This window comes from Ensifer sp. ENS11 (genome assembly GCF_014851895.1).
GTDB lineage: Bacteria > Pseudomonadota > Alphaproteobacteria > Rhizobiales > Rhizobiaceae > Ensifer > Ensifer canadensis.
The window spans coordinates 143,271-168,673 of record NZ_JACVAN010000006.1 but is presented as its reverse complement, the minus strand read 5'-3'; the positions used below and the strand labels follow the sequence as shown (position 1 = coordinate 168,673).

20 protein-coding genes, 1 other RNA gene and 1 pseudogene are annotated in these 25,403 nt (G+C 62.4%); 9 read left to right on the top strand and 13 right to left on the bottom strand.

The window, feature by feature from the left end:
* Window positions 1–4 precede the first annotated feature (4 nt).
* The 7 genes and pseudogenes from rsmH to IB264_RS14075 form a co-directional block, all read right to left on the bottom strand.
* The gene (gene rsmH / locus IB264_RS14105) at window positions 5–1,030 is read right to left on the bottom strand and encodes a 16S rRNA (cytosine(1402)-N(4))-methyltransferase RsmH (RefSeq protein ID WP_025427735.1); all 1,026 of its coding nucleotides are present in this window, start codon (window positions 1,028–1,030) and stop codon (window positions 5–7) included.
* Between the two features lie 14 nt (window positions 1,031–1,044).
* Window positions 1,045–1,485, bottom strand: a complete 441-nt coding sequence (gene mraZ, locus IB264_RS14100; protein WP_025427736.1) for a division/cell wall cluster transcriptional repressor MraZ — start codon at window positions 1,483–1,485, stop codon at window positions 1,045–1,047.
* A gap of 588 nt (window positions 1,486–2,073) precedes the next feature.
* Window positions 2,074–2,473: RNase P RNA component class A (gene rnpB, locus IB264_RS14095), an RNA gene on the bottom strand.
* 97 nt (window positions 2,474–2,570) lie between these two features.
* Window positions 2,571–3,768, bottom strand: a pseudogene (locus tag IB264_RS14090) (NAD(P)/FAD-dependent oxidoreductase).
* Window positions 3,769–4,099: 331 nt separating this feature from the next.
* The gene (locus IB264_RS14085; protein WP_025427738.1) at window positions 4,100–4,627 is read right to left on the bottom strand and encodes a lytic transglycosylase domain-containing protein; all 528 of its coding nucleotides are present in this window, start codon (window positions 4,625–4,627) and stop codon (window positions 4,100–4,102) included.
* Between the two features lie 228 nt (window positions 4,628–4,855).
* On the bottom strand, window positions 4,856–5,620 hold the full coding sequence (locus IB264_RS14080) for an N-acetylmuramoyl-L-alanine amidase (RefSeq protein WP_192433708.1): 765 nt from the start codon (window positions 5,618–5,620) through the stop codon (window positions 4,856–4,858).
* Window positions 5,617–6,324 (bottom strand): DnaJ family molecular chaperone, encoded by a 708-nt coding sequence (locus tag IB264_RS14075; protein ID WP_025427740.1) that lies wholly within the window; start codon window positions 6,322–6,324, stop codon window positions 5,617–5,619. The genes IB264_RS14080 and IB264_RS14075 overlap by 4 nt, the downstream gene beginning before the upstream one ends.
* Before the next feature lie 406 nt (window positions 6,325–6,730).
* On the opposite strand from IB264_RS14075, the gene IB264_RS14070 reads away from it, so the two are divergent.
* The 3 genes from IB264_RS14070 (at window position 6,731) to IB264_RS14060 (ending at window position 9,784) form a co-directional block, all read left to right on the top strand.
* Complete coding sequence (locus IB264_RS14070) at window positions 6,731–7,945, top strand: pyrophosphate--fructose-6-phosphate 1-phosphotransferase (protein WP_025427741.1); 1,215 nt, start codon at window positions 6,731–6,733, stop codon at window positions 7,943–7,945.
* Window positions 7,946–8,039: 94 nt separating this feature from the next.
* A complete protein-coding gene (locus IB264_RS14065; protein WP_025427742.1) occupies window positions 8,040–8,675 on the top strand; it encodes a LysE family translocator in 636 nt (211 codons plus the stop codon).
* A 116-nt stretch (window positions 8,676–8,791) separates the two neighbouring features.
* Complete coding sequence (locus tag IB264_RS14060) at window positions 8,792–9,784, top strand: lytic transglycosylase domain-containing protein (protein ID WP_025427743.1); 993 nt, start codon at window positions 8,792–8,794, stop codon at window positions 9,782–9,784.
* Window positions 9,785–9,822: 38 nt separating this feature from the next.
* Here IB264_RS14060 and IB264_RS14055 read toward each other — a convergent pair whose 3' ends face one another.
* Together IB264_RS14055 and IB264_RS14050 are read right to left on the bottom strand one after the other, a co-directional pair.
* Window positions 9,823–11,178 carry a serine hydrolase gene (locus tag IB264_RS14055; RefSeq protein ID WP_057211116.1) on the bottom strand — a complete coding sequence of 452 codons (1,356 nt, stop codon included), beginning with the start codon at window positions 11,176–11,178 and terminating at the stop codon, window positions 9,823–9,825.
* 64 nt (window positions 11,179–11,242) lie between these two features.
* Window positions 11,243–12,805, bottom strand: coding sequence for a bifunctional diguanylate cyclase/phosphodiesterase (locus IB264_RS14050; protein ID WP_057211114.1), 1,563 nt, complete (start codon window positions 12,803–12,805; stop codon window positions 11,243–11,245).
* 177 nt (window positions 12,806–12,982) lie between these two features.
* Between IB264_RS14050 and IB264_RS14045 the strand changes: the two genes are divergently transcribed.
* The 5 genes from IB264_RS14045 to IB264_RS14025 all read left to right on the top strand — a co-directional run bounded on the left by IB264_RS14045 (window position 12,983) and on the right by IB264_RS14025 (window position 18,568).
* Window positions 12,983–14,233, top strand: a complete 1,251-nt coding sequence (locus IB264_RS14045) for a DUF3419 family protein (protein WP_025427745.1) — start codon at window positions 12,983–12,985, stop codon at window positions 14,231–14,233.
* Window positions 14,230–14,964, top strand: a complete 735-nt coding sequence (locus IB264_RS14040; RefSeq protein ID WP_025427746.1) for a class I SAM-dependent methyltransferase — start codon at window positions 14,230–14,232, stop codon at window positions 14,962–14,964. The genes IB264_RS14045 and IB264_RS14040 overlap by 4 nt, the downstream gene beginning before the upstream one ends.
* Window positions 14,965–15,084: 120 nt before the next feature.
* Complete coding sequence (locus IB264_RS14035; protein WP_025427747.1) at window positions 15,085–15,870, top strand: GH25 family lysozyme; 786 nt, start codon at window positions 15,085–15,087, stop codon at window positions 15,868–15,870.
* A 153-nt stretch (window positions 15,871–16,023) separates the two neighbouring features.
* Window positions 16,024–17,217 carry a lytic murein transglycosylase gene (locus IB264_RS14030; RefSeq protein ID WP_025427748.1) on the top strand — a complete coding sequence of 398 codons (1,194 nt, stop codon included), beginning with the start codon at window positions 16,024–16,026 and terminating at the stop codon, window positions 17,215–17,217.
* A 412-nt stretch (window positions 17,218–17,629) separates the two neighbouring features.
* Window positions 17,630–18,568: a DMT family transporter gene (locus IB264_RS14025; protein ID WP_025427749.1), complete on the top strand. Its 939-nt coding sequence runs from the start codon at window positions 17,630–17,632 to the stop codon at window positions 18,566–18,568.
* Window positions 18,569–19,080: 512 nt separating this feature from the next.
* On the opposite strand, the gene metF is transcribed toward IB264_RS14025, so the two are convergent.
* From metF to IB264_RS14005, 4 genes are all read right to left on the bottom strand, one after another.
* Window positions 19,081–20,022, bottom strand: coding sequence for a methylenetetrahydrofolate reductase [NAD(P)H] (metF, locus tag IB264_RS14020; protein WP_025427750.1), 942 nt, complete (start codon window positions 20,020–20,022; stop codon window positions 19,081–19,083).
* 2 nt (window positions 20,023–20,024) lie between these two features.
* Window positions 20,025–21,044, bottom strand: a complete 1,020-nt coding sequence (locus IB264_RS14015) for a metalloregulator ArsR/SmtB family transcription factor (protein WP_192433706.1) — start codon at window positions 21,042–21,044, stop codon at window positions 20,025–20,027.
* 660 nt (window positions 21,045–21,704) lie between these two features.
* Window positions 21,705–23,354 carry an energy-dependent translational throttle protein EttA gene (ettA, locus tag IB264_RS14010; RefSeq protein WP_025427752.1) on the bottom strand — a complete coding sequence of 550 codons (1,650 nt, stop codon included), beginning with the start codon at window positions 23,352–23,354 and terminating at the stop codon, window positions 21,705–21,707.
* A 118-nt stretch (window positions 23,355–23,472) separates the two neighbouring features.
* Window positions 23,473–24,219, bottom strand: a complete 747-nt coding sequence (locus IB264_RS14005) for a ribonuclease T2 (protein WP_081788876.1) — start codon at window positions 24,217–24,219, stop codon at window positions 23,473–23,475.
* Window positions 24,220–24,415: 196 nt separating this feature from the next.
* Here IB264_RS14005 and IB264_RS14000 point away from each other — a divergent pair, with 196 nt between their 5' ends.
* On the top strand, window positions 24,416–25,399 hold the full coding sequence (locus tag IB264_RS14000; protein ID WP_025427754.1) for an alpha/beta fold hydrolase: 984 nt from the start codon (window positions 24,416–24,418) through the stop codon (window positions 25,397–25,399).
* Window positions 25,400–25,403: the final 4 nt, after the last annotated feature.

Genomic DNA, 25,403 nt, shown 5'->3' with positions numbered 1-25,403 from the left:
TCTCTCAGCCCCCCAACCGTGCAAGGCTCGCCAGTTCCGGCAGATTGAAAATGGATAGATCGTTTCCCGGCGATGGCGCTTCCGTGCGGATACCGGCTCTGAGCTTGGCAGACCGGGCGCGCGGATTGAGGGACGCTTCTTCCTCGCTGGCGGCCACCATAGGCTTTCCAACTGGTGTGAAGGTTGCCGCACGCGCGGTCACCAGTGGCAGATGGCGCGAACCCGCAGCCTTGCCCGAGCGATCCTGGAAGAAAGCCTTGACGATCCGGTCTTCGAGCGAATGGAAGGTGACGACCACGAGACGGCCGCCCGGCTTCAGCGCCCGCTCGGCGGCAAAAAGCGCCTGGGCGAGTTCGCCGAGTTCATCGTTGACGAAGATGCGCAGCGCCTGGAAGACGCGGGTTGCCGGATGGATCTTGTCCTTGGCCTTGCGCGGAGTGACGATTTCGATCAACCCGGCGAGATCGCGGGTGGTTTCGAACGGCGTTTCGGCCCGGCGCTTTTCGATGGCGCGGGCGATGCGGCCCGACTGCTTTTCCTCGCCGAGGAAACCGAAGATGCGGATGAGATCGGAAACCTTGGCCCGGTTGACGACGTCGGCGGCAGAAACGCCGGCTGCCGACATGCGCATGTCGAGCGGGCCCTTCTTCTGGAAGGAGAAGCCGCGCTCGGCCTCGTCGATCTGCATCGACGACACGCCGATATCGAGCACCACGCCGTCGAGACTGCCGGCGGGCGCATGCTCGGCGAGCTGCGAAAAACGGGAGTGAATGAGCTTGAGCTTACCACCCGCGGCCGCAGCCATCGACTGGCCCGCGGCGATCGCCGTCGGATCGCGATCGAGCGCGATCACATCGGCGCCAGCATCGAGGATGGCGGATGCATAACCGCCGGCACCAAACGTGCCGTCGAGAATGACCTTGCCGGGGGCCGGATCGAGCGCCGCGAGAACCTCGCTCAGGAGGACGGGAATGTGACGGACCGGTCCGCCATCGGCTTCAGAAGTTCCTCCGCCTTGTTCCGTCACCATTCCGCCTCTCCATTCTATTCCGGACGCAACCCCCGTGATTTGCGCCCTTCCCGGGCCGCCGCTTGCGCCTTTGCAAAGGCCTGCGGCTCCCAGAGCTGAAAATAATCGCCCCGCCCGACGAACATCACGTCGGTCGAGATACCGGTGAAGTCGCGGATGAAATCCGTCACCATCAACCGACCTTCCGGATCGAGCTTGACGAAGACCCCGCCCCCGTGAACGAGCAGCGACATCTCGTTGGCCGCCGGAGAAAAAGGATCCTCGGCCGCCATCTGCCTCTCGAACCGATCCAGGAGCTCCGGCCCACCGACGCTGATCGCCGGAAAGACGAAATCCTGGAAGCAGTATAGCTCTCGAACGCCTCCATCCGACAGCACGGAACGAAACGCCGAAGGCACGGACACCCGCCCCTTTGCATCGATCCGATTGGTAGCATTTGACAAGAAGCGGTTCATGACGCGAAACGGCCGCCCAAGACTGACGGGCCATTATCATCGACCCGCGGGAACACTCGACCACACCCACAAAACGCCCCCGCCGGACACCAACATGTCCGCCCATCTCCCGAAGCCGGGAGACACTGGAATTTTGCGATGACGGGCCACGACGCGGCCCTTGCGCAGTACCATTATGGGATATCATGGGACCATATGGGCGTCAATGGGATTGGCTCTTGAACAGCTGGGTAGCTGATCAAATATTGATAGGTTGTTAAGTTTAACGAAGGGTTACGAAAGCACCCCCGATGCCTCGCAATGCGACGGCCAAACGGCTTCAAATCGTTGGGAAATCGGAATATCAGCAAGATTGCAGCCAAGCGGGCGGACGGCGCTGCGGCCATGGTTTTCGCGTCCTAGCTGGCACAAAGAGCAAAGGACGTCAGCCGAACTTGCGCTGCCCAAAGCCTCGCTGCTGCTAAGAGCATCGCCGTCTACTGCATGTATCCTTAAATCGTATTCGATTTAAGGATACATGCAGCAATTCGAAGTGCTACCGCGACCTTTGCGCGTCTAACAAGACGCGCGGCGCTATAGAAGGAAGAAATCGCCAGTTGGCCTGTAAGCCGGGTTCTGTATGGCCCCATTGCCCGAAGACAACGGAACGTGGCAGCCATTCATCTGGGACTACGTTTGCACGCAGCCTCTTGCAACCCACCCGGATGACTGGCCCGGAAACAGGCTGGACGCTTGCGCGCCCGCGTCATCCCTATTCGGTCTTGCTCCCGGTGGGGTTTGCCGTGCCGTCCATGTCGCCATGTCCGCGGTGGGCTCTTACCCCACCCTTTCACCCTTACTCCGCAAGCGGAGCGGTTTGCTTTCTGTGGCACTTTCCCTGAGGTCGCCCTCGCCGGACGTTATCCGGCACCGTATTTCCGTGGAGCCCGGACTTTCCTCCCCCCGCGGCCTTTCGGCACTTGCGGAGCGCGGCTGCCCGGCCAACTGGCAGGCGGTCCTTAACCGACCGGGAAGCCGAGCGCCAGAGAAAAACGGCGATCTCGACGTTTCGGCTTTGGCACGCCGCCACACTTTTACTTCAGTGCTTAGCGGAACGAGACGGCGAAATCCGTTTCATAGGCCGGATCGTCGATCCGACCATCCATCACCAGCTTGGCGCCAAGCCGACCGATCTCGTCGGAGCTTTTCGCCGCCTGGCCGTTACCACCCGTGACGACGGCAATACGATCGCCGCCGGCAAAGCCGATATAGGGAAAGCCGTGGCGGGTGAACGACGTCACGCAGGGGCGGAAATGCGTCGAAGCGGGCTTGAAGCCGGGCATCACCTCGGCGAGCAATCCGCCCATGTGTTCCGCTGCTCCGGCGCCGGCGCTGCCCCGGAACCACGCCCGCACCTCGGGCTCGCTCTTGAGAATGCGGTCGGTCGGATCGCCGCCGATCTTGATGTAATGCTTGCCGTCGGCATAGGCGACCGGCGGCAGCAGGTAGTAGCTCTTCGCCTGCTCCGGCGACGCACCGATCAGCGATCAGCGATGGCATATGGTCATAGGTTGGCAGATCGTCAGCCGCGACCTCCGCGAAGAACACGGTGCGCGCCTTGACGACGAGGTCGATCGGTCGGGGAAGAAGCGTGTCGGAACGGGAAAACCCGCCGGCGGCAACGATCACGCGTCCCGCAGTGAGTGTTGCGCCCTCTGTCGTCGTGACGACGACGCGGTCGCCGGCCTCGGATACGGACGCCACTTCGCTGCGGACAATCCGGGCGCCGGCCTTTTCCGCACAGATCGTCTGCGCCAGAACGAGCGCATGTGGATTGATGTAGCCGGCCCCTTGCGCCTCGTGGATGCCGGCAAAGCCCTGGGGGAAACGGAACCAGGCAAAGCGTTCGGACAGTGCATCTTCGTCCAGAAGCGGCGCCTCGACGCCGAGCGCGTCGCGAGCCTTGGCGACCTTCTCGATATAGTCGTAGCTTCCGCCCGGCGCCGGGCCGGCGATCAGGCAGCCGACTTCCGCATAGAAATCGATGCCGCTTTGCCCGGCGATCTCTCTGTAACGGTCGATGGAACGCTTGGCGAGACGCGCCCAGACGGGATCGTCGTCGATCGTGCGGGTGATTCGGGCATTGTCGTAATGGCTGGAAAAGACGCCGCCGTGATTGGCCCAGTCGCTGGGCTCGTCCGGCCCGACCAAGGCCACCCGTGCGCCGGAAAGCGCCAGGTACCGTGCTGCGGCCGCCCCCATCATGCCCTTGCCGACAATGATGAAATCAAAGCTTTCCGACATGTCCGTCCCCATCATCTCGATCAGGCGGAGATAGCATGTCAGTGCAGTTATGACACTGCGGGGGCATCACATTTCGAAGATCGCCGGAACGCGAGACCTGTCCGGCTGGAGCATCTGCCACCGCTCAAGGACGGTCAGCGGATGATGCTCGGTATTCGATAGAATACAATGCCCCTTACTGCATAATTCCTTAAATCGGATCCGATTAAGGACGAAATTATGCAGCAAGTTTAAAGTGCTACAGCGACCTTTGCGCGTCTAATAAGACGCGCGGCGCTGTAAAACATGCTTTGCGCGCACGACCTGGTGCGCGCCATACGGACGGCATCACTTAGTCGATGATGCTCTGGACCTTGCCGCAGTAACGCTTGGAGACCGGGTTCATGCGCTTGGCAGCGTGGCCGGCATTGTACTTCAGGATGGTGCCGCAGGTGGTGCCGCCGGAAAGCTCATGCGCCACAGCAAGATACTTCATGCCGAACTTGATGTTCGTTTCGGGATCGTAGAGACCCTTGGAGGAGCCGGAATAGCCCATCATGCGCGCCGTCGCCGGCTTGATCTGCATCAGGCCGATTTCGCCGGCACTGCCGCGCGCCATGGCATTGAAATTGCTTTCGACCTTGACCACCGCATGGGCCAGGTCCGCCGGAACGCCGTACTGCTTGGCGTAGGACTGGATCAGGATTGTGTACTGCGTGCCTTCTAAGATTTCCGGTTTCGGGTAACCTGTCGTCCGTGTAACTGACTTGAGGGATGAGGTCTTGATGGTCTTGTCGATATTCCCCGCATACGACGTACCAATCCCGGCGAAGAACATGCCAAAGCATGCCGCCACCGCAGCAACAGACGATATTCTCATGTAGTTTGAAGTCTCCGGTCTGGGGAATGGGCGGCACGGCGCACCCCGCCGTTCAAGCCTCACTTCCCGATCGTTTCATTGACAGGAAATGAGCGTTGCGCCCTGACGTTCCCTGCAGTTCCAATCAGCGGCAAATGAATGCCGCATCATGGTAAACATGTGGCAACGCAGCAAATTTGTGCGACAAAAGACCGGGAAAGCTAATTTAGCACGCAAAAATTTTGCGCGTCAGGCACCAAACTGCGGTAGTCCCGCAAGCAGACGGTGCAACGTATCGAGGGTCGAGATATCGGCGATGCCGTCGACCCTTTCCTGGCGAAAATGCCGTTGGAAGGCGGCGACGGCGCCCTCGGTTTTTTCGCAGAATTCGCCAGTGACTTCAATGCCGTAACCATAGAGCGACAGCATGGACTGGATCGCCTCGACCGGTTGGCCGTGATCGCCGCGCTGAAAAAAGCGACCGCCGCCGATCGGCGCCGGCTCCACCCAGTGCCCGACGCCCTCGCGATGCAGGCGATCCCACGGAAATTTTTCACCCGGATCGACCTTGCGAATTGGCGCAATATCGCTGTGTGCGAGGACCCGTTCCGGGGCGATCGACCACCGTTCGCCACAGTCCCGACACAATTCGACGACCGCAGCGATCTGTTTTTCGGGAAAATCCGGTAGCCCGCCGGGGTGACCGGCGTTGGCGATCTCGATGCCGATCGAGCAGGAATTGATGTCCGTCTCGCCCTTCCAGAAGCTTTTGCCCGCATGCCAGGCCCGCAGCGTCTCCGGCACGAGCTGGTCGACGCGACCGTCCTCGTGGACGAAATAGTGGCTCGAAACCTGGCTTTCCTGGCGGCACAGCCATTCGAGCGCAGATTTCACCGTCGGCATCCCAGTGTAGTGAAGCACGATCATATCGGGCACCCGCGCATCCGCACGGTCGCCGAAGTTGGGCGACGGCATGAAACGTGCACCCGAGTAGTCGCAGTATTTCGACGTCATGCGGCGCGGCGTTCTCTCTCGATCGCCTCATAGGCGGCGTTCAGCGCGGCCATGCGGTCATTGGCGATCGCATGGAACTCTTGCGGCACGCCACGCGCAACCAGCATGTCCGGATGGTTCTCGGACACCAGCACGCGGTAGTGCTTGCGGATCTTAGCAAAGTCGTCCTTGGGCGAAACGCCGAGCACCTGATAGGGATCGCGGCCGTCGCTGTGCACGTGGCGCGCCATGATCCGTTCGAAATGCGCTTCGTCCATGTGGAAGATCTCGGCGACCCGCATCAGGAAGGCCAGTTCCTTTTCATGCACCGCGCCGTCGGACTTGGCGATGTGGAACAACCCGTCGATGATGTCTTCCAGGATCGGGCAATTGCTCTCGCAGGACGAGCAGAGCGACGCCATCTTCTCGGCATAGGCTTCGAAACCGGCGACGTCCTGGCGCGCGAGGTTATAGAGACGGGCAACATTCTGGGCCTGATCGGCGGGAAACTCGAAGATATCGCGAAAGGCCGAGACCTCCGCCTCGGTCACGACGCCGTCGGCCTTCGCCATCTTGGCCGAAAGCGCGATCATCGCCACGGAGAAAGCCACCTTGCGCCGGGTTTCCGGGTCGCCTTCGAACAGTGTGCGCACGGCCTCGACCACACCGGCAAGTGCGTTGCCGGTGGCGGTGACGATTTTGAGGAGGCTATCCCAGAATGACATGCACGATTTTCCTGTCTCTCCAGCCTATAGCATGGACTATTGTGGTGGCAAATTGCAAGCGGTGGCCTGCGGCGAACCACGGGAATGACGAATTTGTGATGGCCCCTCACTATTGTCAATCCGTTGCGGTAACGTTGCGCCAGCGCGAGGGTTCCCATCTGTTCCCTGGGGAACAGGTCAGCACCTTCGGGAAGAGGCTCAACCCCCTGCCCCACAGCGGGTTGGCGCCGAGCCTGCCTCTTGCCGCCGCGGTTTGCGCGGCATCATGTCCACGGTCGTTTTCGAGACCGAGGCGACAAAACCCAAGCACTTGCCGACCGGACATCCACAGACCTGTCATTTAACTTCCATCGGATTTACGCTAGAGAGGCCCCACCAATTGCATGCCGAATCCCGAGGAGGAAACATGGCCAAGAAGAAAGTCGCAATGCTGACGGCCGGCGGGCTGGCGCCTTGCCTGTCATCCGCCGTTGGTGGCCTGATCGAACGCTACACCGACATCGCGCCCGACTACGAGCTGGTGGCCTACCGCTCCGGCTACCAGGGCGTGCTGCTTGGCGACCGCATCGAGATCACCAGGGACATGCGCGAAAATGCGCATATCCTGCACCGCCACGGCGGCTCACCGATCGGCAACAGCCGCGTCAAGCTCACCAACGCTGCCGACTGCGTCAAGCGCGGCCTGGTCAAGGAGGGTGAGAACCCGCTGCGCGTCGCTGCCGAGCGCCTCGCCTCCGACGGCATCGGCATCCTGCACACGATCGGTGGCGACGACACCAACACCACCGCCGCCGACCTTGCCGCCTATCTCGGCGCCAATGGCTACGACCTGACGGTCGTCGGCCTGCCGAAGACGGTCGACAACGACGTGGTGCCGATCCGCCAGTCACTCGGCGCCTGGACGGCCGCCGAACATGGCGCCCGCTTCTTCGATCATGTCAGCAACGAACAGAGCGCTGCCCCGCGCACGCTCGTCGTCCATGAAGTCATGGGCCGTCACTGCGGCTGGCTGACGGCGGCAACCGCCCGCTCCTATGTCCAGATGACTGAGGACAAGCAGTTCGTCGACGGCTTCATGATGAACAAGCAGCTGAAGAACATCGACGGCCTCTACCTGCCCGAGATCAAGTTCGACCTCGAGGCCGAGGCCGAGCGGCTGCGCGCCGTCATGAACCACTCGGGCTTCGTCACGCTGTTCGTCAGCGAAGGCGCCTGCCTCGACGCGATCGTCGCTGAGCGGGAAGCTGCCGGCGAAACCGTCAAGCGCGACGCCTTCGGCCACGTGAAGATCGACACCATCAATGTCGGCAACTGGTTCTCCAAGCAGTTCGCGGCCCTTCTCGGCGCCGAGCGGTCGATGGTGCAGAAGTCGGGCTACTACGCCCGCTCCGCGCCGGCAAACGTCGACGATCTCCGCCTGATCCAGAGCATGGTCGACCTGGCGGTCGAAAGCGCGCTTAACAAGGTCTCCGGCGTCACCGGCCACGACGAGGATCAGGGCGGCAAGCTGCGCACCATCGAGTTCCCGCGCATCAAGGGCGGCAAGCACTTCGACACCTCGACGAAGTGGTTCGGCAACGTCATGGATGTCATTGGCCAGAAGTGGCAGGCGGAAGACTGATCAGAGATCTCTGATTAACAGTTGACGGCTCCGCGCCTTGGTGGCTCCCTCCCGAGATCAGTCTCGGAAAGCCCTCAAGCGCGGAGCCTTTTTCATGTCGTTCGAACACTGGTTTGCCTTTGCCGCTGCCTCTGCAGTGCTGCTCGCCATTCCCAGCCCGACCATATTGCTCGTCATTTCCTATGCGCTCGGCCATGGCCGCAAGACGGCGGGCGCGACGGTTGCCGGCGTGGCGCTCGGTGATTTCACCGCCATGACCGCATCGATGCTCGGGCTCGGCGCACTGCTCGCCACCTCCGCTGCGGTCTTCACCGTGTTGAAATGGGTGGGGGCCGCCTATCTCGTCTGGCTCGGCATCCAGCTCTGGCGGGCACCGGTTGCCGGAAGCGAAGGTACCGGTGAGCATGCGCCCGCCAAGGAACGGCCGCTGCGCATCTTTTTCCATGCCTATGCCGTCACCGCACTCAACCCGAAGAGCATCGTCTTCTTCGTCGCCTTCCTGCCGCAGTTCCTCGATCTGTCGCAGCCGCTCTTTACCCAGATGGCGATTTTCGAGGTAACGTTCCTGACGCTCGCCATCCTCAACGCAAGCCTCTATGCAGCGCTTGCGACCGCCGCCAAAAGCACGATTTCGAAGCCGAATATCAGGCGGATCGTCAACCGCACGGGCGGCTCGCTGCTCATCGGCGCCGGGCTTCTGACGGCAACCATGAAGCGGGCGTCGGCCTGAAATTCGCTCGTGCGCTTGCTGCGCGACGCCCCATGGGTTAATGGAGATTCACGCATGGCGGCTAATCGCCGTTGATTTGCCGGGGCTGCGGGGCCCAGAAGCACGAAAGTGACAGCATGCCGAAATTCCGTATTTCCCTTTCAAAACAGACGTTTGGCGTGGCAGCTATTCTGTCGGCGACACTCGTCTCCGGGTGCTCGACTGTCGAGCATACCTCGGTGGAAGAGCTTACGGCCGTGCAGACGGTCACCCCGCTTGCAAAACCCGGCAGCGAAATGACGGCCTATGCCCTTCCGACACCGGATGGCGCGGCAACCGCGGCATCCGCTGCCCTGTCGGCACAAACGGCCGGCATGGCAACCACCTTTCCCGTCGGCACTGATCTCGCGCAGGCCGCCGGTCCGGCACCGACGGTCGTCGCCGTTCCCGGCGGCAAGCCGGGCGCAGCGCAGGCCGTCGCCATGGCGACGCCGGTAGCAGCTTCTGCCAATGCCGCTGTCCTGCCGGAAAGCGCATCCGCCCTCGTCTCGCCGAAGACGAGCCGCGTCCAGGATCTTCCCGTTTCGACGCTTGCCGTTGCTGCCGCGATGGAATCGGACTTCGACACCGGCGAGCCCGTCGGCCTCGAAACGCTCGTCGCCAACCGCATGATCGTGCCCACCGAAAAGCCGAAGATGGGCGTGATCGGTTCGAGCGTCGCCGCCGTTGCCAGCGTCATTCCCGATTCGATGAAGCTGACCAAGGCGCCGACCAGCTCGCGCCCGGAACTCGACAAGCTCATCAAGCATTACGCCGACCTCAACGGCATTCCCGTCGAGCTCGTGCACCGCGTCGTCAAGCGCGAGAGCAACTACAACCCGCGCGCCTACAGCAAGGGCAATTACGGTCTGATGCAGATCCGCTACAACACCGCCAAGGGGCTCGGCTACGAAGGCCCGGCCGAAGGCCTGTTCGATGCGGAAACCAACCTGATGTATGCGACCAAGTACCTGCACGGCGCCTGGATGGTTGCCGACAACAAGCACGACGGCGCGGTCAAGCTCTATGCCAGCGGCTATTACTACCACGCCAAGCGCAAGGGCCTGCTCGAAGAACTCGGCATGAAATAACGACGCCGGATCGTTTTGGTGAACGTTTCAGGAGGCGCTCAATCGAGCGCCTCTATTATTTTGGCGTTGAGCTGCTGCACGTCGTAACCACCGCGTGACGGCGTCAGCCCCAGGCGCACGACCGCAAGGCGAAGCGAAGGCACCAGCAAGATCGCCTGCCCGTCATGCCCGAGCATCCAGAAGGCATCGGCAGGAAAGACGCCTGTGCCGGCGCGAACCCCATTCTCCTGCAGCCACACCTGGCCCGCGCCATATTCGCCGCCGGATGCCTTGGTCGGCGTCCGCATGAAAGCGACATAATCCCTAGGCAACAGCCCCCTACCCTTCCAGTTGCCGTCCTGAAGCAGGAATTGCGCAAAACGCGCCCAGTCGCGCGCCGTTGCATACATGTAGGACGATCCGACAAAGGTGCCGCTGGCATCGGTCTCGAGCACCGCACTCGTCATCCCGAGCGGCAGGAACAGGGCATCGCGCGGATAGGCAAGCGCTGCGGCGGGGTCGTCGAAGCTTTGCATCCAGAGCCGCGACAACAGCGTGCTCGTGCCGCTGGAATAGCTGAAGGTCGAGCCCGGCTTCGATGTCGCCGGCTTGGCTGCGGCGAAGCCCGCCATGTCCCTTTCGAGATAGAGCATGCGCGTTACATCGCTGACATTGCCGTAGCCCTCGTTGAACTCGAGGCCGCTCTCCATTCCCATGAGGTCGGCAAGCCTGATCTTGGCGCGCGCGTCGCCGCTCCATTCCGGCAGCAGGCCGGCGCGCGTCACGTCCATGTGCCCTTCGGCGACGCGCATGCCGATCAGCGCTGATGTCACCGATTTGGTCATCGACCAGCCGAGAAGCGGCGTCGAGCGATTAAAGCCCGCGCCGTAGGTCTCGGCAATCAGATGTCCGTCGCGCACCACCGAGATCGCGCGCATGCCAGGACCGGCAAGGTTGCCATCCTCGATCAATGCCTGAACGGCCGGATCGATATCCGCCTTGTCGCCGTCCGGCCAGGAGACATCGGCCGATCGGGCGATGTCAGGCGTCGACGGCTCCACCGCTGGAGCCAGGGCAGCGAGATCGTCGTCGGAAACGTTGGCGCAGCCGAGCCCTGGGCGATAGACCGCATGGGCCGGGGCGGCAAAGCCGAAGATGCGGGCAGACACCAGCCGCTTCTCCCGGTCGACCGAGACGCTGATGAATTTCAACAACGGATGGCCCGGCGCCTGGACGTCGTCGGCAAGCACCGCCTGCCCGTCACGCCCGGCGATGAAGACATTCGAGCAGACGATCTTGGCGGCGTAGCCATCGCCGACCTTCAGCAGCCCCGGCGGCGCCACGGCCAGCCACCCACCGACGCAGGCAATGGCCACGACAACAGCAGCCCCGACAGTTTTCAATACGCGTGCCATCGCATTCTCCCGTCTGACGCGAGAGAGAGAAGCAGCATTTGAACGAAAGGAAAAGCCCTTGCCTTTATGCGAGCCGACGGGCGTCTTCGCCGTCCCTATCGCGCAACAGGGCTGAGAGGTCGCGCGCGGGCAATGCCGGGGATATCCATGGCCCCCAGGCTTCTACAGCGCCTGCGGTGCGGGCGCAGTCCATTTCGCTTTCCCTGGCGATGCCGCGCACCGCCATCGGCAGCCGCAGCACCTGCCCTGTCTTGACGAGGCAGGCGAGCAGCGCGACGCTGCGCTCGCTGCCATGCGACCTGCGGATCGCCGGCAAATCCACAGTCAGTTGGTCCGGCTTAAGCTCCCCGACAAGGTTGAGCGGCAGCGAGGCAGCAGCGCCACCGCTCAGCGCGATGCGCACGCCGAGCGCACGCAGACCGTGCAGATTTTCACTGATCAGCCCCATATCGCCGGTCGAGGACGCTTCTGCCACCTCGATCGTCAGCCGGCCGGGCGCCAGTCCCGCCTCGTCCAGGCACGCCTTGATATGGCCGAGGAAATCGCGATCCCGCAGTTGCAGCGCGAGGGGTGCCACCGTCAGGCCGACCGGCGATGGCCAGCTCGCCGCCTGCCTGCAGGCCTGCCGAAGGGCCCAGTTGCCGACCGAGAGTGCCAGTGCTCCCTGTTCGAGCGGCTCAACAAAAGCCTCCATGTCGATGACGCCGCGGACCGGGTGCAGCCAGCGCAGCAATGCTTCGAAGCCGCGGATGGCGCCGCTCGCTGCACCGGCGATCGGCATGTATTCCAGAAAGAATTCCCGCTGGGCGACCGCGCGGGCAAGGTCGCGCTCGGCCTCGGCGCGCATTTCCGCGGCTCGCGCAAGGTGCGGCGCGTAGATGACATGGCTGTTACCGCGCATTTCCTTGGCTTCGTAGAGCGCCAGGTCCGCCCGCTTCAACACGGAGCCGGTCGACAGGTCGCCTGGTTCCAGGAACGTAACGCCGATGCTGCAGCCGGATGCCACTTGGCCGTCCGAAAGATCGAACGGCGCGTCGAACAGCGCCTTCACCCGGCCGGCAAGCGCCGCGACCTCGGCATCCGACGGAGAACCCGGACCAAGCAGCACGAATTCGTCGCCACCGAGCCGATAGACCGTCGCCTCGCCGGAAAACGCCCGCCGCAGCCGAGTGCCGATGCCGCTCAGCAACCGGTCACCGGCATCATGGCCCATCGTGTCGTTGACCGCCTTGAACCGGTCGAGGTCGATGAGCAGCAGCGGCCTGCGCTCGAATGCCGTGCCATCGGAGCGAAGCGCGCGAAGCACATCGGCCTCCAGCGCCGAGCGGTTTTCAAGCCCGGTCAACCGGTCGCGGTGAACCTCGTTGCGCAGCCGCCGCTCGGCGCGGCGCGCGGCGCGCAACTCGCGCTCCAGCCGTCGTGAATAGGACCAGCGGTAGAAAGAGGCACCGGCGACGAAGGGCATGACGCCCGCCGCAAGTGCTCCGGAAAAATTCCAATGTGTAAAGGATCCATCCGTGAACAACGTTTCCGTGGTCAGCCAGATCGCTGGAAACAGTGCCCCCAGTGCCGTGCCGGCAGCTGCAAATCGCTGCTCGGGCTTCGGCAGAAACGTTCTTAACATCATGTCGACGCCCCCCGAATATAGGGAGGAGCTAGCACGCCAGGGTTTAATGAATTCTTATGGGTGAAAAATCGTAGTCGGCATTTTTTGTGCGGCGCAGCAGCTGTGAAAAAACCCGTCATCAAAGTGTAGCCGAGTCACTTTAGAAGCGGCTAAGTTTCAACTGGATGAGCGGCAGAGATGACCGAACTTGCCCCTGACGTCGGCTTTGGCAGAAAAAATCCCAAGCTAAAAAACGCCCTCCTGCAACACAAGACCCTTTCGCTTGCCGGCCTGTCCGAGCGCCTGTTTGGCCTGCTCTTCTCCGGCCTCGTCTATCCGCAGATCTGGGAAGACCCAATCGTCGACATGGAAGCAATGCAGCTTCGCCCTGGACACCGCATCGTCACCATCGGTTCCGGCGGCTGCAACATGCTGACCTACCTGTCCGCCGGCCCTGGTCGCATCGACGTGGTCGATCTCAATCCGCACCACATCGCGCTCAACCGGCTGAAGCTTGCCGCCTTCCGCCATCTGCCTGCTCACAAGGACGTTATCCGGTTCCTGGCAACGCAGGGCACGCCATCGAACGTGCAGGCCTTCGACCTGTTCATCGCCCCGAAGGTCGATCAGGCCACCCGCAGCTACTGGAACGGCCGCAGCGTCACCGGGCGCCGGCGCATCGGCGTCTTCGGCCGCAACATCTATCGCACCGGCCTGCTTGGCCGCTTCATCGCCGCAAGCCACATCCTGGCGCGACTGCATGGCGTCAATCCGGAAGAGTTCGTCCAGGCCAGCTCCATGCGCGAGCAGCGCCAGTTCTTCGACACGCGACTGGCGCCGCTGTTCGAGCGCCCGTTCATTCGCTGGATCACCAGCCAGAAGAGCTCGCTGTTCGGCCTCGGCATCCCGCCGCAGCAGTTCGACGAGCTGGCGAGCCTGAGCAACGACAAGTCGCTTGCCTCCGTGCTTCGCCACCGCCTGGAAAAGCTGACCTGTCATTTCCCGCTCAAGGAAAACTACTTCGCCTGGCAGGCCTTCGCACGCCGCTATCCCCTGCCGCACGAAGGCGAGCTTCCGGCCTACCTGCATGCCGGCAACTACGAGACGGTCCGCGATCGTGCCGAATGCGTCGAGGTCCACCACGCCAATTTCACCGAGCTTCTGGCGAAGAAGCCGGCAGGATCGGTCGACCGCTACGTGCTGCTCGACGCCCAGGACTGGATGAACGACCAGCAGTTGAACGATCTCTGGACCGAGATCACCCGCACCGCAGACGCAGCCGCGACAGTGATCTTCCGCACGGCCGCTGAAGAGAGCATCCTTCCCGGCCGCCTCTCCACGGCTTTGATGGAGCAGTGGCACTATGATGCCGAGACATCGCTGAAGCTCGGCAACGCCGATCGCTCGGCCATCTATGGCGGCTTCCACATCTACCGGAAGAAAGCATGAGCGGGGTGGAGCACGCCGAGATCAGCCACCAGCGGCGCATGGACCAAATGTATCGCTATCAAAGGCACGTCTACGATCTGACGCGGAAGTATTATCTCTTCGGCCGCGACACGCTGATCCGCGAGCTGAACGCGGGCGCGGGCGCCTCCGTGCTCGAAGTCGGGTGCGGCACGGGGCGCAACCTCGCGCTCATCGGAACGTGCTTTCCCAAGGCCCGGCTCTTCGGCCTCGACATCTCCGCGGAGATGCTGGCCTCGGCGGAAACCAAGCTCAGCCGCCGCGGCAGTTCGGCGGCCACGCTGCGCATCGCCGACGCCACCAGCTTCCAGCCCCAGCTTTTCGGCGAAACCGGTTTCGACCGGATTGTCATCTCCTACTCCCTGTCAATGATACCGGACTGGCAGGGCGCGATCGAAGCGGCGATCGACGCGCTGAACCCCGGCGGCTCGCTGCATATTGCCGATTTCGGCCAGCAGGAGCGGCTGCCGGCAAGCTTCCGCCGCCTGCTGCGCGGCTGGCTGACGCGCTTCCATGTGACCCCGCGCGAAACACTGTTCGAGGTGCTGGGAGAGCGGGCAAGACGCGACGGCGCACAGCTCGAGCGCCGGGCCATCGGCCGGGGTTATGCCTGGCTTGCGGTCTACCACCGCCCGGCCGTAACAGCGGCGTCAGTGACAAATCCGGCCGCTGCACGGCTTGGCGACCGAAGTGCTGCCGCAATTCCCGCTTGAGCTAACTCAATTTTTACGATGATATGGTGAAAATGAGGTTCACGCCTCACTGGGGGACATCACCATCATGAAAGCCATCGTGTGAGGCAGGATCGTCGTTCGTTTCGAAACAGGACCTCCATGCGCCGGCTTCTTCTGGCACTGCTGCCCATTGCCACTCTCCTTTCCGCCTGTTCGTCGACCGACTACGATCTGTTGCAGACCGCATCGATCCCGCCGCGCTTCAGCGATACCGACCCGCAGGATTTCGGTGGCCGCACGCCGCACCACCACAACATCCACGGCATCGACATCTCCAAATGGAACGGCGATATCGACTGGATGAAGGTGAAGAATTCCGGCGTCTCGTTCGCCTTCATCAAGGCGACGGAAGGCAAGGACAGGGTGGATACGCGCTTCAACGAATATTGGCAGCGCGCTCGCGCCGCCGGCATTCCCTATGCGCCCTATCACTTCTACTATTTCTGCTCGACCGCGGATGCCCAGGCCAACTGGTTCATCGCCAATGTGCCGAAGAGCGCCGTCTACCTGCCACCGGTCCTCGACGTCGAGTGGAACGGCGAATCCAAGACCTGCCGCCACCGCCCATCGCCGGACGAGGTCCGCGTCGAGATGAAGCGCTTCATGGACCGGCTGGAGGCCCATTACGGCAAGCGGCCGATCATCTATACCTCTGTGGATTTCCACCGCGACAATCTCGTCGACCAGTTCAAGGAGCACCACTTCTGGGTTCGCTCCGTCGCCAAGCATCCGGGCGAAGTCTATGTCGAGCGCCGCTGGGCATTCTGGCAATATACCAGCACCGGCGTGATACCGGGCATTGACGGCACCACCGATATCAACGTCTTTGCCGGCTCGGCCAAGAACTGGAAGAATTGGGTCGCCGCCGTTTCCAAGCCGGGATGACGACAGCCACGGTTCTGTGCAGAAGCGCGGCAAACCGACCCATTTTCTTCTTTCCGTCATAATGCTCTGAGAGAGCAGCAGCAGATTGCATCTTTGGTACATTGACCGCCAGCGGCGGCGCTTCGCGCCCTGCGGCGACAGAAAGGAATTATGATGATCCTCAAAGCCCGGCATGCTCTTGCATCCGTCGCGCTCCTCGCGCTGACAGCCTCCCCCGTTCTCGCGCAAGCGCCGGCATGCGGCGGCGATCTTGGCGCCTTCCTGCAAGGCGTCAAGGCGGAGGCGGTCGCCAAGGGCGTTCCGGCCGACGTCGTCGACCGTGCGCTCGCCGGTGCCGCCATCGACCAGAAAGTGCTGAGCCGCGACCGCGCCCAGGGCGTGTTCAAGCAGACCTTCACCGAATTCTCCAAACGCACCGTCAGCAAGTCGCGGCTCGATATCGGCGCGCAGAAGATGAAGGAATATGCCGACGTCTTCGCCCGTGCCGAAAAGGAATACGGCGTGCCGGCCCCCGTCATCACCGCCTTCTGGGCGATGGAGACGGACTTCGGCGCCGTTCAGGGCGACTTTAACACCCGCAATGCGCTGGTGACCCTTGCCCATGACTGCCGCCGGCCGGAAATGTTCCGCCCGCAGCTCATCGCCGCCATCGAGATGGTTCAGCACGGCGACCTCGACCCGGCAACGACGACAGGCGCCTGGGCCGGCGAAATCGGCCAGGTGCAGATGCTGCCCGAAGATATCATCGCCTATGGCGTCGATGGCGATCGCGACGGCCACGTCAATCTCAAGAAGAGCTCGCCGGACGCAATCCTGACCGCCGCAAAGTTCATCCAGAGCCTTGGCTTCAAGGCCGGCCAGCCGGCGATCCAGGAAGTCAGCGTTCCCGAGCAGTTGCCTTGGGAAAAGACCGGCCTGCAGCCGGGCATGAAGGCGAGCGACTGGTTCGCGCTCGGCGTCAAGCCGCGCAACGGTGACACCGCCTTCGGCAATCTCGAAGCCTCTCTGGTGCTGCCGCAGGGCCGCAAGGGCGTCGCCTTCCTCACCTACCCCAACTTCAACGTCTATCTCGAGTGGAACCAGTCGTTCATCTACACGACTTCGGCTGCCTATTTCGCGACCCGCCTTGGCGGCGCCCCGACCTATGAGGGCGGCAATCCGGAACCGGGCCTCGACGACACCGGCATGAAGGCGCTGCAGGCCAAGCTGCAGACCCTTGGCCACGACGTCGGCAAGGTCGACGGCATCCTCGGCTCGGGCACCCGCGCAGCATTGCAGAAGGAACAGCTGCGTCTCGGCCGTCCCGCCGACGGCTGGGCAACCCTGGAACTGCTGAACTCGCTGTAAACGCGATCTTCCGGCCGGATTTTGGCCGGGCGACCATTCGTCTGTCCGCTTCGATCGAAACCGGCCGAAGTGGACAGACGTTCTCCCTTATCGAACGATCCTACAGCGCCGCGCGTCTTATTGGACGCGCAAAGGTCGCTGTCGCACTTTGAATTGCTGCATGTCTTTGTCCTTAAATCGAATAGGATTTAAGGAAACATGCAGTAGACATCGATGCTTGGCGCTTTCGCGCACCGCGGATGGCAAGAAGTGGGTGGTGCACTTCAACGCGCCGCGCTAGATCTGTGTGACGCCTTTTCATGCAGCCTTTCAGACGCCGGAGGCATGCAGCGGAGAAAGCGCCCAATTCGATTGCGCATCCCGACTGGTCGATTTGACCGACAGCGGCCGCGCAGAAAGCGCGAGCAGACCCATGAACGCACTAGGACAGACCGGCAGCCAGCAGATGACGATGCGGACCTGGGCGCTTCTCGCCCTGCTTGGGCTCATCTGGGGCGGATCGTTCTTCTTTGCCCGTGTCGCCGTCGCGCACGTGCCGCCGTTCACCCTGGTGTTCCTGAGGCTCGGCCTCGCCGCCCTGGCGCTGCATCTCTACATCCGCAGGCGTTTCGGCATCTATCAGGCGCTCGCCAGCCGCTGGCGCGAATTCCTGCTGATGGGCCTGATCAACAACGCCATCCCACATGCCTTCATCTTTCTCGGGCAAACCCAGATCGGCGCCGGCTTGGCGGCGATCCTGAATGCAACCACGCCGGTCTGGACCGTGATCATCGCCAACATGGCGACCGACGACGAGAAACTCAGCTCCGCCAAGATCGGCGGCTGTTTGCTCGGCCTCGCCGGCACCATCGTGCTCATCGGGCCAAGCGCCATCGCCGGGCTTTTCGGCAACGCCAGCAGCGTGCCGCTCTGGGCGCTGATGCTGCCGGTGCTTGCCGCCGTCAGCTATGGCCTGGCGGCAACCTATGGCAAGCGCTTTCGCGGCCTTGCCCCGCCGGTCACCGCGGCCGGCCAGTTGACCGCCTCGACGCTGATGATGCTGCCGGTCGCAGCCCTCGTCGATACGCCCTGGGCCCTGCCGATGCCGCCGCTTGACGCGACGCTTGCCATCCTGGCGCTGGCGCTCGTCTCCACCGCCTATGGCTACATCCTGTTCTTCCGCATCATGGGCGAAGCCGGCGCCACCAACGCCTCGCTGGTCACGCTTCTCGTCCCGCCAAGCGCAATCCTGCTCGGCTATCTCTTTCTGGGTGAGACGCTGCAGCCAGCGGATGTGGGCGGTATGGCGCTGATTGCCGCCGGCCTTGCCGTTTTGGACGGCAGGATCTTGCGGATGAAGCGCGCCGCATAAGAGGAATCGAACAAGCCGGATACGGCAGAAAGCGTGCCCTTTAGAAGCACTCACGCACGGTTACAAGCGTTTACATTAACCTTCCGGCAGTGATTGTGAAAAAAATGTGGCGGCATAAAATGCGATTTAATTTCAAAACATTAGCCCTGTTGACAAGGCAATTGTGATCACGCGTTTTCGCACTGCAGCACAAGTTTCCCTTTCAAGCGCCGTTAATTCGCCCTATGTTTTAACCGTCAGCGCAAGGAGGGTCTTCGATGGGACTTACACATTCGTTGAATGTCCTCATGATTAGTGCAGCGTTCGTATTCGTGGCCACAATGCTCTTCATCTGAAGTCAGGCCGCTGAGAGTCCAAACCGAAATAGGGACTTTAATTTTCCGGAAATCCAATTTGCGGCAGAAATTTTTGGGCTAGATCGACAAGAGCAATCTGCCCCGACGCTGCAGGAAAAAAGAAAGCGCATGAAGGACACCTTCATGCGCTTTCGCTTTTTCGGATTGTTTTGCGTTCTACGCCGCCGCACCGGCAAACGCCTTCAGCGAGATATCCTCGCCCCGCGACGCCTCGTCCGCACGCTCGAACCCGACGAGATCGCAGACGGCCGTGATCAGCGGCGAACGGTTCATCGTATAGAGGTGGAAGTCCCTGACGCCGCGGCGGGCAAGATCGACGATCTGCTCGGCAGCAATATGCGTCGCCTCCTTGAAGCGCTCGGCCGGCTGGCCTTCCAGATGCGAAAGGCGGGTGACGATCACCTCCGGCACGCTGGCGCCGCAAAGACCGGCGAACTTCTGCACCTGACCGAGATTGTTGATCGGCAGGATGCCGGGCACGATCGGGATCTCGATGCCGGTCCGGCGGACGCGCTCGAGGTAGCGCTCGAAATCGTCGTTGTCGAAGAAGAACTGGGTAAGCGCCCGCGTCGCGCCCGCATCCACCTTGCGCTTCAGCATGTCGATGTCAGCCGCCACATCAGGGCTTTCCGGGTGCTTTTCCGGATAGGACGACACAGAGATTTCGACGTCACCACGATCGCGAAGCGCCCGCACGAGGTCGGAGCTGCTCTCGTAACCACCGGGAAAGGGCTGATAGGTGCTGCCGATGCCGCCCTGCGGATCGCCGCGCAATGCGACGAAGTGCCGAACGCCGAAAGCGAGAAATTCGTCGATAACAGTGTCCACCTCGGCCTTCGGCGCGCCGACGCAGGTCAGGTGCGCGGCCGTGTTGGCAAAGCCCTTCTCCTCGATCATCCGTCTGACTGTTGTCAGAGACCGCGCCTTGGTCGAACCGCCGGCCCCATAGGTGACAGTGACGAAGGCGGGACAAAAGACCGAGAGATCTTCCGCAGTCTGAAAGAGCTGTGCTTCCATCTCGTCGGTCTTGGGGGGGAAATATTCGAAGGAAAGCCGCAGATTGCCGCGCTCGGCGGGATAAAGCGTCTGTGCCGTCATTCTCAAATTCCCCCTGCTTGCATGCGCTGATGTGGCGCTTCGCTCTCCTCGACGGCCCGCTGATCGCGCGCAAGCCAGATCGTCACCGTCAGTTTTCCTCCGTCCGTGCCTTCCGGCGACAGATCGGTCGTCTTTTCCAGGGCGAGCCCGGCCTTTGCCAGCCAGTCGGTCATCGCCTGATGCGAGAAGCCAAGCCGCGCATGGGCATGCTCGTCGCGTAAGTGCTCCAGCCCGTGCGGCGCAAAATCGATGATCACCAACCGCCCGCCCGGCGTCAGCATGCGTGCCGCCTCAGCGATCGCCGCTTCCGGCTGATCGAGGAAATGCAGCACCTGGTGGATGGTGACGAGATCGAAGAACTGGCCATCAAGCGGCAAGTTGAAGATATCGCCGTGGCGGATCGACGCCTTGGTGATGCCGGCGCGGTCGAGATTGGAGCGGGCAACGGCCAGCATGTCGCGACTGGCATCGATGCCGATGCCGCGCCGATAGAGCCCTTCGAACAGTTGCAGGATGCGCCCTGTGCCGGTGCCAAGATCCAGCAGGCTCTCGACCGGCTCGTCGCCAACCATGTCGCGCAGTGCCGTCTCCACATCCCGCTCGCTGACATGCAGGCGCCGAAGCTCGTCCCAGCCGGCCGCGTTGCGGCTGAAATAGGCCTGCGCCTTTTCGGCCCGCGCTTTCTTCAAGGTGACGAGCCGGGATGCATCGCGCGACAGAACTGCGTCGTCGCCGGTGGCGGATGCAAGCATCGCCCTGACCAGCGACACGCGGGCGCCCTCCTGGCGAAGGCGGAAATAGGCCCAGGCGCCTTCCTGATAGCGGTCGACGAGTTCGACCTCGGCCAGGAGCTTCAGGTGCCTCGAAATGCGGGGCTGCGATTGTCCGAGAATTTCGGTAAGATCAGTGACGGTGAGATCCCCAGCGGCAAGCAGCGCGAGAAGGCGCATGCGGGTCGGCTCACCCGCAGCCTTCAGCACATCCACCAGCGCGTCGAGACCAAGCTCGCTCTGATCCGCCATATCATTCCCCATCAACACATAAAGATATGTTTATGTGATTTGCGGATGTAGCGCAAGCGGATTTGCGCGAAGAGACCAAACTATGCCGCTCCAGGAACAGGATTTTCCACCGTTTCGACACGCAAACGGGCGAAGCTTGCGCTCCGCCCGTTGACGATGCCTTTGCGGCGTGGCGTGCCACTGACCCTGCCCTGCGCTCTCCGCCTCGCGGCCCGCTCCCGCCCTTGACCGCGGATGCCCACAGTCTCAACGCAGCGCAATGTGGACGACGCATCCAAAGAAGCGGTTTCAACGAGAGGGCCAGCGGCAAGGGTCACGCACCGCAGCGTCCATGACGCATTCTATGGAATGGTTGGCGGGAGAGCGTATCGCCCGAACCAGCCATCGGTTCGGGATACGACATATGAAAGCAGGCGGCTGAGACTGGCGCGAAACGAGACGGGGCAGGATGCCGCAACGTCAAAGCTGTGGCATGCCTTCTCCCTTAAATCGTTTCCGAGCCAGGGCTGAAAGCACGTCACCCAAAGGTGCGCTGCGGTTTTGCGATAACGAAATGTGCAAAACCAGAGCTTACGGCGCAGCAAGCGAATCCTGGAAATCGCTACGCTTTGAGCGGGGCGCACGTCGCGCAAGCCGAGGCTCACGCGACGTGCCAGAGTGTTAGCGCGTCAGGCGCTTGTAGGTGACGCGCTTCGGGTTGACCGAATCCGGGCCGAGGCGACGGATCTTGTCCTTCTCGTAGTCTTCGAAGTTGCCTTCGAACCATTCGACCTGGCTGTCTCCTTCGAAGGAGAGGATGTGGGTCGCCAGACGGTCGAGGAACATGCGATCGTGGCTGATGATAACGGCGCAACCGGCGAAGTTTTCCAGCGCGATTTCAAGTGCCGCCAGCGTCTCGGTGTCGAGGTCGTTGGTCGGTTCGTCGAGCAGCAGCACGTTGCCGCCGTTCTTCAGCATCTTGGCGAGGTGAACGCGGTTGCGCTGACCACCCGAAAGATTGCCGACCTTCTGCTGCTGGTCGCCGCCCTTGAAGTTGAAGGTCGAGCAATAGGCGCGCGAGTTCATCTCGTATTTGCCGAGCTTGATGACTTCGGCACCACCGGAGATTTCTTCCCAGACGGTCTTGTTGCCGTCGAGCGCGTCGCGGCTCTGGTCGACATAGCCGAGGTGCACGGTTTCGCCGATACGGATCGAGCCGCTGTCGGGCTGTTCCTGGCCGGTGATCATGCGGAAGAGCGTCGTCTTACCGGCACCGTTCGGGCCGATGATGCCGACGATGCCGCCCGGCGGCAGCTTCAGCGACAGGCCGTCGATGAGTAGGCGGTCGCCGTACCCCTTGGTGACGCCGTCCATTTCAATGACCACCTGGCCGAGACGCTCGCCGACCGGGATGATGATCTGCGCGTCGCCCGGACGCTGGTTTTCAGCGGCGTTGACCAGTTCGTCGTAGGAGCGGATACGCGCCTTGGACTTGGCCTGACGGGCCTTCGGGCTGGATGCGATCCATTCCTGCTCGCGGGCGATCGCCTTCTGGCGGGAAGCCTCTTCGCGGCCTTCCTGCTGCATGCGCTTGGCCTTGGCGATGAGGTAGGCCGAATAGTTGCCCTCGTAGGGAATGCTGCGGCCGCGGTCGAGTTCGAGGATCCAGCCGGTGACGTTGTCGAGGAAGTAGCGGTCGTGGGTGATCATCAGCACGGCGCCGGGATATTCGCGCAGGTGCTTTTCGAGCCAGGCGATCGTCTCGGCGTCGAGGTGGTTGGTCGGTTCGTCGAGCAGCAGCAGGTCCGGCTGCGACAGAAGCAGCTTGCAGAGCGCAATACGGCGCTTTTCACCGCCCGAAAGACTTGTGACGTCTGCATCACCCGGCGGGCAGCGCAGCGCTTCCATGGCCATTTCGACCTGGCTCTCGAGATCCCACAGGTTCTGGCTGTCGATGATGTCCTGAAGCTTTGCGCCCTCTTCCGCCGTCTCGTCGGAATAGTTCATCATCAGCTCGTTGTAGCGCTCGACGATCGCCGTCTTGGCGGCAACGCCTTCCATGGCGTTTTCGAGCACGGTCTTGGTCGGGTCGAGCTGCGGCTCCTGCGGCAGGTAGCCGATGGTCGCACCTTCGGCGATCCAGGCCTCGCCGGTATATTCCTTGTCGAGGCCGGCCATGATGCGCAGCACCGTCGACTTACCGGCACCATTCGGGCCGAGGATACCGATCTTCGCGTCCGGATAGAACGACAGATGAACGTTCTCCAGGACCTTCTTCGCGCCATAGGCCTTATTGAGCCCGGCCATATGATAGATGAACTGACGTGCCATAAAAGAATGCTCCGCATGGGAAGGAAATTTGCCCGCTATGTAGGCGAATTAGTGCAAAGGGGCAATCGCCAAAGGCGTTTGCCCCCGCCTATCCCATGCCGGAGCGCCTTGTCAGCCGCTATCCGCGGCCTGCCGCGTCAGCAATGCCCTTGGCACATTTGAACTCCGTCGGCCCCGCCGCCTGGATCAGCGGCGCGAGGCTGGATTTGCCCGAAACGTCTCCCGTCAAGCCGATCGTCAGGCCGGTGATGACGCTGCGTCCCGCGACCGTCTGGCAGCGCATGCGCACCCGGTCGCCGGCCCCTGCGCCGAAGCTCTGGTCGAAAGCCTGCTTGATCGCCTTCTCATCGAGTTCCGAGCCGATACGCGCCCGAAAGAGCGCGCCGACGGCGGACCGGTTGAGCTCGTCGAGCATATGCAGTTGCGTGGCGAAATAGTCGTCGACCGGTGCCGTCTGGCAGGTGCCGCTGCGCAACCATTGGTGACGATCGAGGCCGGATTGAACGCCCGGCATGGCGACCAGCAGCCGCGCCGCCGTATCATCGGCCATGGCGAGCTTCGGCAGATCGAGCCAGTCGCCCTTGCGGTCCTGGGTGCGCATCTCGGCCGCCACCCCGCAATAGCTCTTGCGCAAGGGCCAGAGCCCGTGCAGCGACAGGTTCGTGGCATCGAAACGTTCGGCCGTCTGGTTGGCGAATTCCTTGCGTTGCGGCCGCGTCTCGCAGAAGCCCGGCTGCCAGCTGACGGCAAGCACATATTCCGTGCGGCCCGAGGCGCCTTCCGCCGCGGCATCAACCTTCTCTTGCGCCAAGGCAAACGAGGATGGAGCAAGCAGCATTGCCAGCGCCATCGCAACAATTGTCATTGGACTTGATACCGCTTTACTCCAACATGCCATGACACTCTCCCGATAAAACAAAACGGGAACAAATATCGCTGTTAATTACAGGTCCGCGAAATCGCTTGTGACCTCATGCGTAACGATCAACAAGCAGCGATTGCCTTTCCCCTGTAAATCGATTTGATATCGGCAGAGTCTGACGATTGGTCCGGGAGAAGGCATGTTCGGGCAGGTGAGGACGCATCAGAGCCCGACAGGCGCTATCTTGAACTGGCGCCATTTTCCGGCAGCTGCCGACGCGCGTGGCATTCTTCTTGTCAGCCATGGCCTTGCCGAACATTCCGGCCGCTATGCCCGTTTTGCCGAGGCGATGGCCGGCCACGGCTTTCACGTCTATGCCCACGACCATCGCGGACATGGCGCGACGCGCGCGCCGGATGCGCCGCTGGCCATGTTCTCGAACAGCTCAGGTCTCGACAAGGTGTTTGCCGACATCAGGGCCATGCGCACGCTCGCCACCGCCGCCCATCCGGGCGGCCTGCCGGTCATCCTCTTCGGTCACTCGATGGGCGGGCTGATCGCGCTCAACGCCGCCGAGACCGATCCAGGTCTCTACGATGCACTCGCCGTCTGGAACTCGAATTTCCGCCCTGGTATCGCCGGGCGCGGCGGCCAGTTGATCCTGAAGATCGAAAAGGCGCTCAAGGGCTCGGATGTGCCGAGCCCGCTGTTGTCGAAGCTCACTTTTGGCGCCTGGGGTCAGGCGATCAAGGATCGCAAGACCGATTCCGACTGGCTGTCGCGCGACGAGGCGGAGGTGGCCAAATATATCGCCGATCCGCTGTGCGGCTTCGACGCGACGGTGTCGCTCTGGCTGGATCTGATGCGGCTCGCCTTTGCCGGCGCACGGGCCGACCGGCTGGCGCGCCTGCCCGCCGGCCTGCCTGTTCATCTCGTCGGCGGCAGCGCCGATCCCTCGACCGAAAACGGCGGTGCCGTCCGCTGGCTCGGCGAGCGCATGAAGGCGCGCGGAATGACGGATGTATCGGTAACGATCCATGAGGGCATGCGCCACGAGACGCTCAACGAAATCGGCCGTGAGAAGGCAACAGCGGAGTTTGCGGCCTGGTGCCAATCGGCCGTCGGCAAATCTTCTGTCGGCCATTCTGTTGCCGCCAAGGCTGTGGCCGGCAAGAGGACCTGACCCG